Source organism: Paenibacillus sp. DP01 (assembly GCF_044784315.1).
Classification (GTDB): Bacteria; Bacillota; Bacilli; order Paenibacillales; family Paenibacillaceae; genus Paenibacillus; species Paenibacillus polymyxa.
Window position 1 is genome coordinate 3501855 of record NZ_CP173059.1, and the last position, 17681, is coordinate 3519535.

The window sequence follows — 17681 nt, forward strand, 5'->3', positions numbered from 1 at the left end:
ACCAGTATTTTTAGAAGATTTATATAGCAAAATCAAAGAATATTTTCACGATAAGCGCTGGGAGAAATGCCCATCATTTTTTTAAACGCCCGTGAAAAGGTCAGTTGATCCGAGTAACCGACCGAATTGGAGATTACTTGAATAGAGTAACTGGTATCCTGTAACAGCTCGCATGCCTTTTTAATCCGAATGTTCATTAAATATTGCTTTGGTGTTTCGCCTATTTCCTGCTTAAAAACAGAGGTTAAGTAATTTGGGTGAAGGCCGAGATACTCTGCCACCTCATTGATTTGAATGCCGCCGTTGTAGTTTTTCTCCATATAGTTGATAGCTTGAACTGAATAGGGAAGCTCTTGTTTCACAGGCATCGTTTCACCCGATTCATGCACCAGCTTGGCGAGAATATGGCACAAATACCCCTGAATAGCCAAGGATGAAGAAAGCGTATTATTCCCTATACGAAGCATTTCAAGAATGGTCGAATGAAAAAAAGTGATGTCTCCGATACTTACCACATACGGATTATCCTGAACAAGAGAGATGTTCTGCAAGTACATTTCGGATTTGATCCCCATAAACCCCACCCAGCTGTACTCCCATGGCTCGTACTCATCAGCTTGATAATAAGCGGCCTTATTGGCAGGGATTAAAAAAGCCTGTCCTTTCTCTATGTTATATGTTTCCTTATCTAATACCAGTTTGCCTCTCCCCTTTAATACAAAGTGGATAAGATTGAAATCCCTGGCGATAGGCCCAAAGTCCTGGTTGGGAGAACAAGGCTCGGAACCACAATTATATAGGATTAAATCTGTAATATTTTTATGTTTTGAACTGGTACGTGTATCTACAAATTGAATCATATTCTCACTCATTCCTAACCTCCACGTTTCAGAATTTAAAAGTTAACCAAGGGCGGTGTTCCCGTAACAAATATAGCATAAATTAAGAATTATGTTATAAGAGCTAAAAAGAAGCCTCAACCTGCGAATATTTGCGACAATCTTTGTTTTTGCTATCATCTGCTTTAGAAAAATCATGTACTCCTCCTGCAGCTTTTGTTATTCTGTATCTCAAGATAACGCTTACAAGTTTTCGTTAAACGTATCATTACAGTTATGATCGTCAATTTTTGAAAGGGGTTAAAACATGCTTACTTCTGCATCTGTAAAAAATAATGACAAAGTCAGTTTAAAAACACTGATCTCTTACTCACTGAGTAGTTATGGGATGAATGTTATTTACAATTTAACCGCCGTTTATCTTATGTTCTTCTATACTGACAGCTTTGGATTGAATGCGCTTGCAGTCGGGACATTACTGATGGTGGCACGGGTGATTGACGCGGTAGTTGATATCTTTATCGGCATTGCAGTCGACAACACCAATACGCGTTGGGGGAAGTTTAGGCCTTACATGTTCATCGGGGCTTTCTTGGTAACACTCACCACCTTCGCACTCTTCCTCAGTCCGGACCTTTCTTCCGCCGGGAAGCTGGTTTATGCCTATGTTACCTATATCGCTTGGAGCATTAGCTATTCCATATTGGATATTCCGTATTGGTCACTGTCCGCCGCTATAACCAAAGATGCTGCAGAACGAACCAAGGTCGTGACTGTTCCTCGTACGGTTGCAAGTGCCGGCTTGTGGACGGTCAATGTCGTAGCGCTTCCCCTCGTCCATTTCTTCAACGGCTGGGCTGGAGCGGTTGCTGTACTTTGTGGCCTGTTCTTCGTCTGCATGATGTTTACGGTGTTTGGCGTAAAAGAAAAACACGTAGTGCCTCGCCATGAAAAACAAACGTTAAAAGGAGTACTCCGCCTATTCTTCATTGAAAACCGACCTTTGCGGCTGTTGATCATCTCGTTTTTTATTATCGAAATGACTGCCAACATTCGTAATGCCTTTACTTTGTATTATTTCAAATACAACCTAGGTGCCGAAGCATTCATTCCACTGTTTATGGGACTAACCGTGGGATTTCAAATCGCAGGTAACGTCGCAGTTCCGTTCATTGCCAAGTGGATCGGCAAAAAAGGCACTAGCATAGCAGGGGTGCTAATCACCTCCATATCCATGATAGCTCTTTTCTTCTGCGGCAACTCTATTGTACTTGTCTTTATTCTCAGCTGTATCATTTCTTTCGGTGTGGGGCTGAACTATGTTGTCATGTCCACAATGCTAGCAGATTGCGTCGATTATGGAGAGTGGAAAACAGGAAACAGATCAGAGGGGATGGTTTTCTCAGCTAACGTTTTTCGGGCCAAATTGGCGGCCGCAATCGGCAGCGCCGTGGGTGGTTATGCACTGGCGTTGGCGGGTTATCAGCCTAATATCGTCCAAACAAATACAACCCTTATTTGGCTCACACTACTATTTACAATTATTCCGGGGGTTCTGACATTTCTCTCCGTATTTCCAATGAAGAATTATGAGCTGACGGAAACAATGAACAGAAAAATTGTCCAGGAGGTTCGGGCAAGACGGGAACAAGGTGAACCATCCGCACAGTAACCGGATTCTGGTCCTTCGCGTGATGCGCTTACTGGAGCAGTCACCGTGCTAGCCTATACAATTTTCTGGGACGGTGGCGTTCTCTGCACCGAACAACGGTACGTCCAGGTGTACAGGCCATGGAACGGTCTATCAAGATTGGTGGTTATTACGAATAGAATTTCACACTAAAAGACTACTGCCTATTGCCCGGGGAATGAAATACAAAAGCCTTAAATAAATCCAAAAAGGATCGCCTAACATCAGGCAATCCTTTTTTTATCTATGCTTCACATAAAACATGGAAAGTGCTTTGAAGCACCCGTTCGAACAGCATCAACGGAACATTCCCCATAGCTTGATCAGATGGAACGTATTAGACGGATCAATTTTTTGTGCCAATACGAAGGCAGTCAGTTGCTCCTCCTGTGTAGCCGTCAATCGCTCGTTTAAAATAGCAGAAGTGGTCTTCACAAGATGACGCACCTTAGCTTTGTTTTGCAGATCTGCTTTGGTCACGCCCTCGATCTGCTGCTTGACCCGCTCCTTGAGCGCACGATTTTTCATTTTTAACTTAATCCGCTCCACCAATTGCGGACTAATTCCATATTGCTGATAGCTCAATGTTGCCACACCTCCCATATCATTCGGTCATTCCCAAATATATGACGGTCAGCCTGTCCATTGTACCTATCTGTTAGAAACGTTTAGAACATCCTCATCATTCATGGTGGGTCAGTCGATAAGATCCCCTTGGAAAATCTGCTCTTTTTGCAAATAACCGCGAAGTGCTTCATACTGCGGAGATGTCCAAAAAGAGGAGTCCTTGATTAGATCAGTTGCATCCTCACGTGCCTTTTCCAGCACCTCAAAGTCCGCTACCATATCTGCTAACCGAAACTCGGGCAACCCGCTCTGCTTGGTGCCAAAGAAATCCCCCGGCCCTCTCAAATCCAGATCGCGTCTAGCAACCTCAAAACCATCGTCCGTATCGGTCATTACCTTCATCCGCTCTTGACCAACCTCCGACTTAGGATCCGCGATCAGTACACAGTATGAGGCATGTGCGCCCCTTCCAACACGTCCACGTAACTGATGTAGCTGGGACAATCCAAAGCGATCTGCATCCATAATAATCATTAGCGTCGCATTGGGCACATCTACCCCCACCTCTACAACCGTGGTTGAAACGAGTAGCTGAACCTCATTTGCATAGAAGGAACGCATAACTTCTTCCTTTTCTGCAGGAGTCATTCGTCCGTGCAACAGCCCAACGCGATAATGTGGAAAAGCCTGCTGCATTTGGATATGCAGATCGATGGCATTCTGTACATCCAGCTTCTCTGACTCTTCAATCAACGGGCAGATTAGATAAGCCTGCCGTCCCTGATCTACCTCACGAGAAATAAAACCGAGCACTCGATCCATCAGTTCGTGCTTCACCCAATACGTAGAAATTGGAATACGTCCTTTGGGCCGCTCTGATATCGTTGAAACATCCATATCACCAAAAGCAGTAATCGCCAGCGTACGCGGGATCGGTGTGGCGGTCATGGTCAGCACATCGGGGTTGTAGCCCTTGCGGCGCAGTACACTACGCTGGTTGACTCCGAACCTGTGCTGCTCATCCGTTACAACTAGTCCAAGCTGGCGGAAATACACATCCTCCTGAATAAGGGCATGCGTGCCCACCACAATATCCAGCAGACCCATTTGAAGAGCGGCAAGCAACTCCTTACGCTTCTTCCCAGTTGTACTTCCTGTCAGTAACCCCACGCTGATTCCAAAGGGTTCAAACAGCTTGTGAAGCGACCGCATATGCTGCTCGGCCAATATTTCGGTTGGCACCATCAGTGCTCCCTGAAAACCGGAACGTACTGTTGCGAATAAACCGATGGCGGCAACCACAGTTTTCCCCGACCCAACATCCCCTTGGAGCAGACGGTTCATACAATAAGGTGAGCGTAGATCATACAGTATTTCAAGCTCAACCTTCTTCTGTGCATCCGTTAATTCAAAAGGCAAAGCCCTCACAAATTCACGGATCGTGGCGTTATCCACCGTATGCACCACCCCGTCCGCTCGACCACGATTTAACGCTCGGAATGCCTGCATTTTCAGCTGGAATAAAAAGAGTTCCTCATACACCATCCGTCGCCGAGCCTCTTGTCCCTCTCGATTGTCCTGAGGTTGGTGTATACCTGCAATGGCCTGCTTGCGCGGCATCATACTATACTTGCGTACCAGCAGATCTGGCAATATCTCGGGAATCATTTCACCAAACTGCTGGAGCGTCTGATTCATTATTTTTCGCATCCAGCTCTGCGTAATCTTGCCACCTATAGAATACACCGGTTGAAGTGTCCCCGAACGGGCCACTCCTTTGTCAGGGAACTCAGAATCTGCAACAGTCATCTGCATTCGCTTAAGATCCCATTTCCCAGTCACCACAATTTCACGACCTGAGGTTAGCTGATCCTTCAAGAAATGCCGATTAAACCATGTTGCAGTAAACATCCAATCCTCAGCCATCAATTTACAAGTCAACCTTGATTTGCGTCCGTAACGCTGAAGCACCGGAATGCCCATAATTTTTGCCTGTACTGTAATCTTATCTCCGTCCTTCACTTCGCTTAACGAGCGCAGTCGGTAATCTTCATACCGAAACGGATAATATTCCAGCATATCTTGCACGTTAGAAATGCCAAAAGCGTGAAGCTCCCCTTCTTTGAGAGCACTCACGCCGTGTATTTGTTTTAATGGTATTTGATCCAATTGCAGCATATTACCTCTCATCTCCGGCCGGCCATGCAAAAATACCAATCGTTCCTGGTCCCACATGTGTTCCGATCACAGCGCCAAGTTCAGTATATATTTGATCTCCCAGTTCAAAATGCTCTGCCAGCTGAGCCACAAACGCTTCTGCCGCCGAGCGATCTGCCGTATGACCCACAGCAATATTAATTTTTTGGCCTTTTAAATCCCGCTCCAGCAGTTCAATAATTCGTGCTGTCGCTTTTTTATGCCCTCTCGCCTTATCAGCCGAATAAATAATACCTTCTTTGTCAATCGAAAGAATTGGCTTAATGTTAAGCAACGTACCAACCATAGCCGCTGCCTTGCCAATTCGTCCGCCTTTTTGCAAGTATTCCAGTGTATCCACCAGGAAATACAAACAACGACGTTCTCCAAGACGTTCCACACCCTGAATAATTTCAGCCGGGGATTGCCCGGCAGCTGCCAGCTCTGCGGCGTAAACCACGAGCATACCGTATCCGTACGAGGCCGACTTGGAATCCATAACGGTCACTCTATCTTCATGCTTCTCCAACATGGATTTACCCAGCAGAGCGGACTGGTACGTTCCGCTCACACCAGAGGATAAATGGATAGAGATAACCTGGCTCTCGGGGTATTGCTCCAACAGTTCCGTGTACGTCTCCAAAAAACGGGCTGGTGATGGCTGTGACGTTGTAGGTAGTTCATCAGCCCGTACCAGTTCGCTGTAAAACTGTGCAGCTGACATCTCAATACCGTCCAGGTAAGCTGTGCTGCCGAACATCACCGTCAATGGTACAATGACTATGCCGAGACGATCTGCTATTTCCTGTGGAATATCAGCCGTGCTATCTGTCAAAATGATAGTTCTCATCAGTCAGACCTCCTTTGTAGTGGACTACCATGGGTGTGCCAAAGCACATCAGGTTTCCACTGAGAACAGATAAGGATAAATCGGCTGACCACCTTCATGAACTTCCACTTCAACATCCGAATAATTTTCTTCAAGCCACGCAACAAGCTGATTTGTCTCTTCTTGTTTTGCGTCCGAACCTGTAAGAATCGTAACAATTTCATCGCCATTCACCAGCATTTTCGCCAGCAAAAGACGGGATGTTGCCATTAATTGCTCCTCAGTCGCCACAATCTTAGAATCCTGAATACCAATGTAGTGGCCCGCTGTAATATGCAGATCATCAAGTGTCGTATCCCGAACCGCATAGGTCACTTGTCCAGACTTCACACGGGTAACTGCGTCCCGCATATTATCTTGGTTTACCTCAAAGGCTTCTTCCTCTTGGTAAGCAAATGCTGCTGCAATGCCCTGAGGAATTGTTTTACTTGGAATCACCGACACCAAACGTTCCACCTCTAGCAATTCACGCGCTTGTTCAGCAGCCAAGATTATATTGGAATTATTCGGCAGAATAAAAATATGTTGAGCCGCAATCGAGCGAGCCGCATTCACGAAGTCTTCTGTGCTCGGATTCATCGTCTGACCACCCGAAAGGACAACATCAACACCCAAGCTTCTGAAAATATCAGCAATCCCTTCACCAGAAGCCACAGCTATAAAGCCAAAAGGTGCTAGCTCATGAGCTGGAGGCTCAGATGGCTCCTCCTCACGTGCAGGCTCTGTTGGTATTTCTGCAAACCATTCAGGTTCAGGAGCACCATCCATACCTGCTGACAGCAAATCACGATGCTGCTCGCGCATATTCAAAATTCGAATCTGTGTAATTTCCCCGTAACGCAGCGCAAGATTCAAGACTTCACCTGGAGCCTTCGAATGCACATGAACCTTGATGACATCATCATCCGAAATAACGATAATCGAATCACCATCTACTGACAACGCTTTCCGGAAAGCTTCCTCATCAAAATTTGTACCTTGCGCTTCGCCCAATTGTCGATTAATAAAAAACTCCATATCATACAAAAATTCAATATTCTCCGTTTCGAGCTTCGCCTGCGCAGAAATCGGCGCATCTGGGGAAGGAGCAACAGGCGCAGCTGTAGGTCTCTCCGATACATAAGGAGCAAAAACCGGGCGTACACTATCGCCTTTTGAAGTTGGAGATGTCACCAATCCGCTTCCAAGATGCTGCATAAATCCTTCATAAATATACACAAGTCCTTGTCCACCCGAGTCTACAACCCCTACTTGCTTCAGTACAGGGAGCATGTCCTGCGTCATGGCAAGCGTTTCCTTTGCTTTGGCAAGCACTTCTTCCATCAGTTCTGTGATGTCGTTCGTCCGGCGCGAGAAAAACACAGCATGTCTGGCCGCTTCCTTCGCCACGGTAAGAATTGTACCCTCCACCGGCTTAACCACCGCCTTGTAGGCCGCATCCACCCCGCTCTGCAATGCCGATGCGAACTGAAGGGTATTCAATTCCTCGTATGGGGCAGCGTAACGGCTGAAGCCACGGAACAACTGAGACAGGATAACCCCTGAATTGCCGCGGGCCCCCATCAGCAAGCCTTTGGATAAGATGCCGGACATGACACCGATGGAGGAAGAATCTCCCCTCTTCAATTCCGTTACGCCCGCGCTCATCGTCAGATTCATATTGGTTCCCGTATCACCATCTGGCACCGGGAATACATTTAGTGAATTGACATGCTCCGCATGCTGCTGTAATTGTTCCGCCCCGGCTAAAACCATCGCGGTAAAGTCTGTTCCATTCAAAGAACGATTACTCAAGAGAATTCCCCTTCCTAGCTTAATACAATTGTTTTACAATCCATCTTCACAACACATGTTCAAGGTTCAATTGAATTATACTAAAGCCAGACGACGAATACGAATGTCACCCTTTCGTAAGCTTCCGTAACCATCCTCTGGTTTCTTTCCACAGCTCATATAATATGAAAAACCAGTCAACTGCCCAACAAAAAATCATTGGCCGGAATGATGATTATGGTCCCGCCTCTGAACTGCCCGGCATGACTGGAATAAGAATTCACATTCCATTAAAAAACAAAATAGTCGCAACAATAGCTATCCCATATTGTACTATAATGCGAAAGAGAAATAAATAAAGTTTTTGAATCAGTTGACGGAGCTTTTTTGACTATGATATTATATTTAAGTATTGTTTTGTTCAGGTTAGTGACTTATAAAGTCCGGCTGACCCAGTCGGCCTGAAGAGCGACCCATTCCATATGGAGTTTGGTTATTTTCAGAATAGGAGGTGGAATCATGTCTCGTAAATGTTCTGTAACAGGCAAAAAGCCTGGCAGCGGTAACCACGTATCTCACGCTAACAACCGTAATCGCCGTACTTGGGGCGTCAACGTACAAAAAGTTCGCATTCTCGTTAACGGTAAACCGAAACGCGTTTATGTCAGCACTCGTGCATTGAAAGCCGGTAAAGTGACTCGCGTGTAGTCGTAAAAAAATATCGTTATAAACAAAAGGCACCTCGTTTTAAACGGGTGCTTTTTTGATTATTCGAATAATATCCCACTGATTCAGGAGGACAAAATGTCAGGCAACTTCCCGCGCATTCTTGTCTTTTATTGCCGAGCTATCAATCTGCTGTGCCCGGGAAGCGTGCCTCCTGTGTACCTTTCGCCTTCATCCTACATCCTGTGTCAACGTTACTTTGATTTCAGTTCTTCTGGAATGTATTCAAAATGGCTTTGACGAATCCACCCAGAAATTTTGGCAGCTTGATTGTGTAAAACTTCATGCCTCACCCTCCCCATCATCCTCCTGCATCCGTTCTCTGTAGTTTATGCAACCTGTCAAGGGTTGTTGCCCCACAAAAAAAGGCTACATGAGAATCCCGCTCATGTAACCATATTTATGCACAACCATCCCAGGCTATACCATCAGACAAGTCCACGAACATAGAGATATGCTGAGAGTATAAAGATAAACAGGATATAATAAAGCACACTGCTCACCACAAAACCGATACGCAAACCACGCCGTTCATTTTTACGAAAATAAAACAGGACAATAAGAACAGCCAAAAGTGAAAGTATAGCATTCCAAGGCGTCTTCACTAGCGAGAAACAACTGAGGGTCAAACCGGTCAGCATGCTCGCTAAGGTCATCCACAGTGCTTCAGTTAGCTTCACTTGGACAAATGAGCGACACTATCCCGAATAGCAGCAATAGCCGCTGCACGGTCTGCTCTGCCGTACACTGCACTGCCTGCCACTAACACGTTAGCACCCGCTTCAAATACGGCTGGTGCCGTCTCCTCCGCAATACCTCCGTCCACCTCGATATGTACGTCTGGACGACCCAATTCGTTCAACCAAGCACGGATTTGTCTGATTTTATTCAACGTCTCTGGAATGAAGGACTGGCCCCCAAAACCAGGGTTAACCGTCATCACAAGAATCATATCTACATTGGGCAGCACTTCCTTGATCGCGTATGGTGAAGTCCCCGGATTGAGAGCCACTCCCGCCAGAGCGCCTTGCTGCTTGATCATGTGAAGGACACCATGCAAATGAACACAGGCCTCCGCATGGACCGTGATGATATTAGCTCCTGCCTTTACAAAATCACTAATATAACGTTCAGGCTGCTCAATCATCAGATGAACGTCCAGTGGGAGAGTTGTATGCGGCCGAATAGCCTGAACGATAGGGGGGCCCAGTGTAATATTGGATACAAAATGACCATCCATAACATCCACATGAATCCAGTCTGCCCCCGCTGCTTGGACTTCCGCGACTTCACTGCCCAAACGAGCAAAATCAGCGGATAAAATCGACGGTGCTATTTTTAACATATGCTCAATACCTCCGTTTTTTTTCTTTTAATTCCTGATAAAACTGCAGATAGCTATCATAGCGTCCCTTTGAAATATGTCCCTCTTCCAAGGCCTCTCTTACTTTACAGCCAGGTTCGTGAATATGCGTACAACCCCGAAATTTGCATCCTTCCGCATATTGTTGGAATTCTCGAAAACAAGGCGATAACTCATCCACACCCAGCTCTAAAAAATCCAGTTGGCTAAACCCCGGTGTATCTGCTACAAACCCGCCGTTGTCTAAAGGAATTAGCTCCACATGGCGAGTCGTATGTCTTCCTCGTCCCAGCTTATTGCTTATGGCGCTCGTCTCCAGCGTTAAGCCAGGCTCCAAAGCATTAAGCATGGAGGACTTCCCTACACCTGACTGACCGGAAAACACGCTTATTTGGCCGGCCAACAGCTTCTTGAGCTCAGCCGTACCCACTCCAGTACGGGCGCTGGTTACCAGCACCTCGTAACCGATCTTCCGATACATTTCCTGAACCATCAGCACCTTATCATCCTCTGAATGACTGCCTTCATACAAATCGCGCTTGGTCAGACAGATAATCGTATCCAGCCCGGCGTGCTCAATATGGACTAAAAATTTGTCCAGTAAAGGCAGGTTTAAATCCGGCTCACGCAGGGAAAATAGCAGCACGGCCAGCGTGGTATTAGCTACTGGAGGGCGAATTAGCTCCGTCGTACGCTTTCTAATCTCCTTGACCATACCTTCCCCGTTTTCAGTTAGTTCGTAAACGACCCGATCACCAACAAGGGGCGTAATCTCTTTTTTCTTGAAAAGGCCACGTGCTCTGCATTGTACCGTAGCTTCGCCGGATACCGGACGCCCATCCTGATCCAGGCTGGAGACATAATAATATCCGCTAAGCGCCTTGACGATCAGACCTTCAGGCATGTGTAAGATGTCCTCCTTCATAATGTTCAAGTTTCATTGTGTGGAACAGGTTAAGCTTCTTTCTCTAGTAAGTTTACTGATGCTGCACAGCCTCGATCACTTTTCCTTCTTTTTGCGGGAACCGTGACCGGGGTTGTTTTTTTTGCTAACCGCCAACTCACTGCGCGTAACTCCTGCGGAATCGGTTCCTGGGGCAAAAGCAGAAGGATCACCATCGCCTTCTGTCCCCTCCTGGTTGTTAGAGTCTCCTCCACCATTACCACTATCGTTAGAAGATTCCCCGCTGTTTCCTTCCTCACCGTTTCCACTTCCATTCGGTGAGGAAGTACCACCAGATGTATCAGTCGGTGATGTTCCTGCAGGTGGAGCAATTTGAGGCATCGTCACCGTTCCATTTTTTGCATCAATATAAGAAACAGGATACGTGTCAACAAAAGCACCATCTCTAAATACGGAGACGACACTGTCTTTGTTAGGGGCCATCAGCAGGTTGATCGTAAACACCTGTGTTGTATTAATCGTACGGCTGCCCCACTCCTGATTTTCTCCACGTGCATCTGTATAAGTGATACGAATTTTACTGTTTTTGCCCTCTTCCTTCGGCGCCACAGGTACATTAAACGGTAACGTAATCGCTTCTGGCGGGTAACCCGTACTTACATAAAACGTAATTTCCGTATTTGGGGGCAGATCACTGCCCGCCTCTGACGGCCATTGTTTGGTTACTTTTCCTTTATCCTGCTCATAGCTAAATTCCTCTTTAATTGAGCCAACCTTCAGCCCCGCCTTTTTGACCTCATTTTCCGCCTGGCTCTGCGTCATCCCTACCAGATTCGGCATTTTAACAGTGGCAGCGCCTTTGCTGACGGTGAGCACTACCTGAACCGAATCCTTATCAAATGGCTCATTTGCAGCAGGTGTTTGACTAATGACGGTTCCTTCAGCCTGATCACTGAACTGCTCATTTTGCTGAATCTGCGTTTCCTTAATCTGCTGGGCGGTCAGTAGCTTGACAGCATTCTCGTAGCTTTGTCCTTTGACATCTGGCATCGGGGTGAGCGGCTTGGCAATCCCGACTTTGAGACTAATCTCCGTTCCTTCCTTGACTAAAGAACCTTCAGGGTAGCTTTGATAAAAAACAACTCCCGGTGCAATCCCCTCTTTATATTCATGCTGGATTGGATCATCAATGACTAGTCCTGCTTTACTTAGAGTGACCTTCGCTTGGTCTTCTGTTTGTGTCAGTACACTCGGTACTTTCACCTCAGGTACGACAAGCACACTTTGCACATAGTACACTACGCCGCCCATGCACAAAAGTAGTACCAACACTAGTGTTACCCAGAAGATCGTTTTTTTTCTATTTTTCTTGGACGTTTGCTTGTTCGGAAGCTGTTCAGACTCCCGAGGTTGGACAGGCACATCGTCACCACTGGAAGATACACCTAATTGTTGAGGCTTAATAGCTGGGATAACCCGCGTTTGGTCCTCATCATCCAAATGTGTAAACTCCAGCTTGGATTCATTGCGCCGCCCCGGTAGCAGACAAGTCTCTAAATCCCTTAGCATTTCGTCTGCTGATTGGTAACGTTCCTCCGGATTTTTACGCATCGATTTCAGAATGACATTTTCTACACTTTGCGGAATCAACGGATTAATTTTACGCGGTTCCTCAAATTCCTCTTGCAAATGTTTGAGTGCCACACTAATTGGGCTTTCTCCCAGAAAAGGAAGCTGTGCCGTTAGCATTTGATATAAGACAATACCTAAAGAATATAAGTCCGATTTTTCGCCGGTAATGACACCCTTTGCATGCTCAGGTGAAAAATAATGAACAGAACCCACAACAGAACCTGTCTGAGTAATTGTCGTTGACGTAACAGCTCGAGCAATCCCAAAATCGGTTACCTTAACCCGTCCATTACGTCCAATTAAGATATTATGAGGCTTAATGTCCCGGTGAATAATCTGATTTTGGTGGGCATGTTCCAGCGCATCACAAATCTGGGAAGCAATCCGCACTGCTTCATCCACTTGTAATGGCGCACGTTCTTTAATAATCTCATTCAGATTTTTGCCTTCAACGCACTCCATTACAATATAATGAATTTCATCCTCTTGGCCGACATCATAAATACTGACCACGTTCGAATGAGAAAGCGAGGCCGCTGACTGTGCCTCACGCCGAAACCGGCGAATAAATTCCTCATCATGAACAAATTGCTGACGCAACACTTTTACCGCGACATTGCGATTCAGCAAAATGTCTTGAGCCTTATACACCAGCGCCATACCGCCGCCACCGATGCGCTCAATAATTTCGTACCTTCCCCCAAGCAGGTGCCCGATCATGCTTCACACCCCTTTTCACTCAATGAAACCGTGTTGTCGGGCAATTCAAACAAAGCTACAGTAATGTTATCGTCTCCACCGGCAAGCAGCGCCAGATGTAGCAGACGATCCGCACGTTCCTCCAAAGGATTTTCTGCGGCACCTACTACCTTACTGATCTGTTCTTCTGTTACCAAATTGCTTAATCCGTCACTGCATAATAATAGTACATCGCCTTTTTCCAGCGTAATGGTGTCAATGTCCACCTTCACCTCGGAATCAGTGCCCAATGCCCGTGTCAGCACATTGCGACGGGGATGGTTCTCCCGCTCTTCCTTACTGATCTGACCGTTTTTGAACAACTCATTAACCAAAGTATGGTCTTCTGTAAGCTGACGTACCGTTCCTTTGGATATGACATAGGCGCGACTGTCACCAATATGTCCGATAATTCCAGATGCATCATTGAGCAACACGGCAACAACCGTCGTTCCCATATTATGATACTGGTCATCGCGCGCAGCCGTTTGGAAGATGACTTCATTGGCATGCAAAATAGCGTCGCTGAGCGCCGCCGTCAAAGAATGTGCGGATAATCCGCTCTCCAGCGTCGCCAAATCAGCGGCAAGTGTCTCTACCGCAAGGCGGCTGGCCGTATCACCGGCCAGATGCCCTCCCATACCATCGGCAACAATTCCAAGAATATAGCCTTGCTCCAAGTGCCTGATCCAGGCAGAATCCTCATTTACCGAACGCACACGTCCGACATGGCTGACATGAACTGTTTTGATCAAATGGTTTCACCCCAACTCCATATGCTTTGCACGCAACTGACCGCAGGCAGCGGCAATATCGTGACCCTGTTCACGCCGGATCGTCACATTGACGCCTTTTTCGGCAAGAATACGTTGAAAATTAAAAATATCGCTGCGCGATGTGCGCACATACTTGCGCTCAGGCACATGGTTGACTGGAATCAAATTGACGTGACACAGCATGTCCTTCAACACATCCGCAAGCTCTTCAGCATGTTCTGCCTGGTCGTTTACTCCACCGATCAAGGCATATTCGAACGAAATTCTCCGCCCCGTCTTAGCAAGATAATAACGAAGAGAATCCATAACATCCTTAAAAGGATAACGGCGATTTACAGGCATCAGCTTCGAACGCAACGCATCATTGGGCGCATGGATGGATATTGCCAGATTAATCTGTGTATCCTCGTCAGCAAATTTATAAATATTGGGCACAATGCCACTGGTTGACACAGTAATATGACGTTGACCAATATTCAGGCCCTTTTCATGAATCATTGTACGCAAAAACGTCATTGTCGCTTCATAGTTCTCAAAAGGCTCACCCGAGCCCATAATCACAATACTGCTCACTCGTTCATTCGTTTTATCCAGAATTTTCTGAGCCTGCACCACCTGTGCCGTAATTTCGCCAGCCGTCAGGTTTCTTTTGAGACCCCCAAGCGTCGAGGCACAAAAGGTACAGCCAATCCGGCAACCCACTTGAGTCGTTACACAAATACTGTTTCCGTAATTATGTCTCATGATAACCGTCTCAATAGCATGGTCATCGTGTAAACCAAACAGAAATTTAACAGTCCCATCTTTCGATTCCAACTTTGTAATTTCGTGAAGCGTCACAAAACTGAATTGCTCCTCCAGCTTTTCTCTCAGCCCCTTGGACAAATTCGTCATCTCACTGAAATTATTGACCCGCTTTACATACAGCCAGTCAAAAATTTGTCCTCCCCGAAAGGCAGGCTCACCGTTGTTTTTGGCCCAGTCCTGAAGCTCTTCCAGTGTTAAATCATATATAAAAGGTTTCATCAATATTTGCACCCGTTCCTTCTTCATTAAGTTCTGTTTAATCGCAGACAGTGTTTTTCATTCTTCCTATTTTAGCACAAATCCCTGAGGGGGTAAAAATTTTTCATCTTCATGCAAAAAACCGCCGGAAGTGTCCGGCGGATTGTGGAAATACTGGTGGGCAGCTACCTGGAATTCTCTTCCGATCTACTTTACCCGGCGCAGACGCGCAATATAAAATCCGTCACTGTGAAAATGCTGCGGTAACAGCTGTACCGAGCCTTTCTGTATACCATCCATTTCATGACTCACCGCTGGAAAAGAATGATCCTTTGCCAACTCATACTCTGGATGTTCGCTTAAAAACCGGGTCAATTGTCCTTCATTTTCGTCAGGCTCAATCGTGCAAGTGCTGTATACCAGAATACCACCCGGCTTCAACAGTCCGGCCACACTATCCAGCAACTCGTGCTGCAGTTGAGTAATGTCGCGAACATCCTGCACAGTTTTGCTCCAACGCAGATCAGGTTTACGGCGAATCACCCCAAAGCCCGAGCATGGCGCATCCAGCAAAATACGGTCAAAAGAAGCCGGAGCATATCGTTCTTTCAAGTCCAACGCATCACCAGTAACCGTCTCAACAGCATCCAGGCCAAGCCGATTCGCTTGCTCACGGATTAGTTGATGCTTATGGGCATGCAGATCGTTTGCAACGATCCGGCCGCGATCCTTCATCAACTCAGCCATATGAGCTGTTTTGCCGCCTGGAGCTGCGCAGCAGTCCAGCACTGCCATGCCAGGCTCAGGAGCGACCGCTTCAGCAACAAGCATGGAGCTTTCATCCTGTACAGACAACAATCCGTCCGTATACCACGAGGTAAGCGCCATATTTCCGCCGCTACGAACAACAATCCCATAGGGGCTAACGGCCGAAGGAACGGCATCAATCCCTTTTGCAATCATCTCGTCCAGCAGCTGATCACGACTGGTCATCGTCGTATTCACTCGCACGCTGACTGCAGGGGGCTCGTTATTAGCCTTGCAGATAGCCTCAGCTGTATCGGTACCGTATTGCTTGATCCAGCGCTTAACTAGCCACTGTGGATGGGAATGTTCTAACGAAATCCGTTCCTCTGCTGACAAACCGTCAGGAATACGCAGCTTGTCCGACTCACGCAGCATGCTGCGAAGGACGCCATTGACCATACCGGAAATCCCCTGATGCCCGCGCCGCTTGGCAATGGTCACTGCTTCACTAACAACTGCATGATCCGGAACTCGATCCAGATACACCAGCTGATATACGCTCATCCGCAGCAACGAACGTACCCAAGGCTGAAGCTTGGCCGTTCCTTTTTGAACAAATTTATTCAAAAAATAATCCAGTGTATTTCGGCGTGCCACTGTACCGTATACAAGTTCCGTCGTCAAACCAACATCACTTGCAGATAAACCTGCCTGCTGAAGCCGGCGATTGAGCTCAAGATTGCTATACGCGCCCTCTTGCTCCACACCGGTCAGCACGTCAAGTGCAACTTCCCGCGCCGTCTGTTTGCGAGTTTTGTCGGATCTGGTCCCCACTCCCTTGCGTTGGTCTCCCTGACGGGAGTGTCGCCCGCTCATCCGAGCACCGTGCCGGGCTTCATCTGTCCGCCGCGTGCAAAGGTTCCGGCTTCCATAACCTTCTTGCCTGCCGGTTGAACCTGGGTCAGCCAGAGAGTGCCTTCGCCTGTCTGCACCTCAATGCCACGGGCGGTTAATTGAAGAACCGTGCCGGGTGCTGGAGCATTTGAGCCACTCGCTTCATTATTTATGGAAGGCTGCTCCGCAGCCCATATTTTAAAAACATTGTTCTCCCAAAGTGTAAACGCGCCAGAAAAAGGAACCAGACCGCGAATCCGGTTGTATATTTGCTGTGCATTATCACTCCATGTAATGCGCTCATCATCACGGTTCAGGTTCGGGGCATAGGTCGCCTCGTCCTCATTTTGCGGCGTACGGTCTGATTGCCCTGCCAGCAACTTGGGCAGCTCGTCCTGCAAAAGTCTAGCTCCGGCTACACTTAGCTTTTCAAAAATTGTGCCCGATGTATCCTCCGGCTCTATAGCCACCTCAACCCGCGATATCATATCGCCGGTGTCCAGCCCTTCCGCCATATACATTAGCGTCACACCTGTCACAGTTTCACCGTTAATAATCGCACGCTGGATCGGTGCACCTCCCCGATATCGGGGAAGTAACGAACCATGCACATTCAGACAGCCGAAACGAGGCAGGTCTAATACGGACTTAGGCAAAATTTGGCCATAAGCTGCGGTTACAATCAGGTCGGGACGCAACTCTGCCACCTGAGCCACTGCTTCCGGCTGCCGTAGGCGGGTCGGTTGCAGCACAGGTAATCCGCGCTTTTCAGCCGCTTCCTTGACTGGTGTTGGCGTCAATATTTTTTTTCGTCCCTGTGGTTTATCTGGCTGAGTAATTACACCGACCACGTTATATCCGTTGTCCAGCAACATGTTCAGCGATGGGACTGCAAATTCAGGTGTACCCATAAAGATAATACGAATGTCTTGGCTCATCGAA

Annotated in this window: 15 protein-coding genes; 2 read left to right on the forward strand and 13 right to left on the reverse strand. The window is 47.1% G+C overall.

Going from position 1 to position 17681, the window contains the following annotated elements:
- Positions 1 to 32 precede the first annotated feature (32 nt).
- Positions 33 to 872 carry an AraC family transcriptional regulator gene (locus tag ACH59B_RS15480; protein ID WP_016822338.1) on the reverse strand — a complete coding sequence of 280 codons (840 nt, stop codon included), beginning with the start codon at positions 870 to 872 and terminating at the stop codon, positions 33 to 35.
- A gap of 274 nt (positions 873 to 1146) precedes the next feature.
- Here ACH59B_RS15480 and ACH59B_RS15485 point away from each other — a divergent pair, with 274 nt between their 5' ends.
- Positions 1147 to 2511 (forward strand): glycoside-pentoside-hexuronide (GPH):cation symporter, encoded by a 1365-nt coding sequence (locus ACH59B_RS15485; RefSeq protein WP_102999148.1) that lies wholly within the window; start codon positions 1147 to 1149, stop codon positions 2509 to 2511.
- A 315-nt stretch (positions 2512 to 2826) separates the two neighbouring features.
- Here ACH59B_RS15485 and ACH59B_RS15490 read toward each other — a convergent pair whose 3' ends face one another.
- The 4 genes from ACH59B_RS15490 to ACH59B_RS15505 form a co-directional block, all read right to left on the reverse strand.
- Positions 2827 to 3114, reverse strand: coding sequence for a stage VI sporulation protein F (locus ACH59B_RS15490; RefSeq protein ID WP_016822341.1), 288 nt, complete (start codon positions 3112 to 3114; stop codon positions 2827 to 2829).
- A gap of 111 nt (positions 3115 to 3225) precedes the next feature.
- Positions 3226 to 5274, reverse strand: a complete 2049-nt coding sequence (gene recG / locus ACH59B_RS15495) for an ATP-dependent DNA helicase RecG (RefSeq protein ID WP_025365192.1) — start codon at positions 5272 to 5274, stop codon at positions 3226 to 3228.
- A 1-nt stretch (position 5275) separates the two neighbouring features.
- On the reverse strand, positions 5276 to 6142 hold the full coding sequence (locus ACH59B_RS15500) for a DegV family protein (protein WP_016822343.1): 867 nt from the start codon (positions 6140 to 6142) through the stop codon (positions 5276 to 5278).
- Between the two features lie 48 nt (positions 6143 to 6190).
- Positions 6191 to 7975: a DAK2 domain-containing protein gene (locus tag ACH59B_RS15505; protein ID WP_102999149.1), complete on the reverse strand. Its 1785-nt coding sequence runs from the start codon at positions 7973 to 7975 to the stop codon at positions 6191 to 6193.
- Between the two features lie 498 nt (positions 7976 to 8473).
- On the opposite strand from ACH59B_RS15505, the gene rpmB reads away from it, so the two are divergent.
- A complete protein-coding gene (rpmB, locus tag ACH59B_RS15510; RefSeq protein WP_013310881.1) occupies positions 8474 to 8662 on the forward strand; it encodes a 50S ribosomal protein L28 in 189 nt (62 codons plus the stop codon).
- A gap of 223 nt (positions 8663 to 8885) precedes the next feature.
- On the opposite strand, the gene spoVM is transcribed toward rpmB, so the two are convergent.
- The 8 genes from spoVM to fmt form a co-directional block, all read right to left on the reverse strand.
- Positions 8886 to 8966 (reverse strand): stage V sporulation protein SpoVM, encoded by an 81-nt coding sequence (gene spoVM, locus ACH59B_RS15515; RefSeq protein ID WP_010345573.1) that lies wholly within the window; start codon positions 8964 to 8966, stop codon positions 8886 to 8888.
- A gap of 390 nt (positions 8967 to 9356) precedes the next feature.
- Complete coding sequence (gene rpe / locus ACH59B_RS15520; RefSeq protein ID WP_016822345.1) at positions 9357 to 10025, reverse strand: ribulose-phosphate 3-epimerase; 669 nt, start codon at positions 10023 to 10025, stop codon at positions 9357 to 9359.
- 4 nt (positions 10026 to 10029) lie between these two features.
- Entirely contained in the window at positions 10030 to 10947 is a 918-nt protein-coding gene (gene rsgA, locus ACH59B_RS15525) for a ribosome small subunit-dependent GTPase A (protein WP_102999150.1), read from the reverse strand.
- A 96-nt stretch (positions 10948 to 11043) separates the two neighbouring features.
- Positions 11044 to 13299, reverse strand: a complete 2256-nt coding sequence (gene pknB / locus ACH59B_RS15530) for a Stk1 family PASTA domain-containing Ser/Thr kinase (RefSeq protein WP_102999151.1) — start codon at positions 13297 to 13299, stop codon at positions 11044 to 11046.
- On the reverse strand, positions 13296 to 14072 hold the full coding sequence (locus ACH59B_RS15535) for a Stp1/IreP family PP2C-type Ser/Thr phosphatase (protein WP_016822348.1): 777 nt from the start codon (positions 14070 to 14072) through the stop codon (positions 13296 to 13298). Before ACH59B_RS15535 ends, pknB begins: the two co-directional genes overlap by 4 nt.
- A gap of 6 nt (positions 14073 to 14078) precedes the next feature.
- Positions 14079 to 15119 (reverse strand): 23S rRNA (adenine(2503)-C(2))-methyltransferase RlmN, encoded by a 1041-nt coding sequence (gene rlmN / locus ACH59B_RS15540; RefSeq protein ID WP_025365198.1) that lies wholly within the window; start codon positions 15117 to 15119, stop codon positions 14079 to 14081.
- Positions 15120 to 15305: 186 nt separating this feature from the next.
- Positions 15306 to 16721: a 16S rRNA (cytosine(967)-C(5))-methyltransferase RsmB gene (gene rsmB / locus ACH59B_RS15545; protein ID WP_102999152.1), complete on the reverse strand. Its 1416-nt coding sequence runs from the start codon at positions 16719 to 16721 to the stop codon at positions 15306 to 15308.
- Entirely contained in the window at positions 16718 to 17677 is a 960-nt protein-coding gene (gene fmt / locus ACH59B_RS15550; protein ID WP_038978037.1) for a methionyl-tRNA formyltransferase, read from the reverse strand. The genes rsmB and fmt overlap by 4 nt, the downstream gene beginning before the upstream one ends.
- Positions 17678 to 17681 lie beyond the last annotated feature (4 nt).

Coding starts and splice junctions, on each gene's coding strand:
- ACH59B_RS15480 (WP_016822338.1), bottom strand. CDS start 872: ATGAGTGAGAATATGATTCAATTTGTAGATACACGTACCAGTTCAAAA.
- ACH59B_RS15485 (WP_102999148.1), top strand. CDS start 1,147: ATGCTTACTTCTGCATCTGTAAAAAATAATGACAAAGTCAGTTTAAAA.
- recG (WP_025365192.1), bottom strand. CDS start 5,274: ATGCTGCAATTGGATCAAATACCATTAAAACAAATACACGGCGTGAGT.
- ACH59B_RS15500 (WP_016822343.1), bottom strand. CDS start 6,142: ATGAGAACTATCATTTTGACAGATAGCACGGCTGATATTCCACAGGAA.
- rpmB (WP_013310881.1), top strand. CDS start 8,474: ATGTCTCGTAAATGTTCTGTAACAGGCAAAAAGCCTGGCAGCGGTAAC.
- spoVM (WP_010345573.1), bottom strand. CDS start 8,966: ATGAAGTTTTACACAATCAAGCTGCCAAAATTTCTGGGTGGATTCGTC.
- rpe (WP_016822345.1), bottom strand. CDS start 10,025: ATGTTAAAAATAGCACCGTCGATTTTATCCGCTGATTTTGCTCGTTTG.
- rsgA (WP_102999150.1), bottom strand. CDS start 10,947: ATGCCTGAAGGTCTGATCGTCAAGGCGCTTAGCGGATATTATTATGTC.
- pknB (WP_102999151.1), bottom strand. CDS start 13,299: ATGATCGGGCACCTGCTTGGGGGAAGGTACGAAATTATTGAGCGCATC.
- rlmN (WP_025365198.1), bottom strand. CDS start 15,119: ATGAAACCTTTTATATATGATTTAACACTGGAAGAGCTTCAGGACTGG.
- rsmB (WP_102999152.1), bottom strand. CDS start 16,721: ATGAGCGGGCGACACTCCCGTCAGGGAGACCAACGCAAGGGAGTGGGG.
- fmt (WP_038978037.1), bottom strand. CDS start 17,677: ATGAGCCAAGACATTCGTATTATCTTTATGGGTACACCTGAATTTGCA.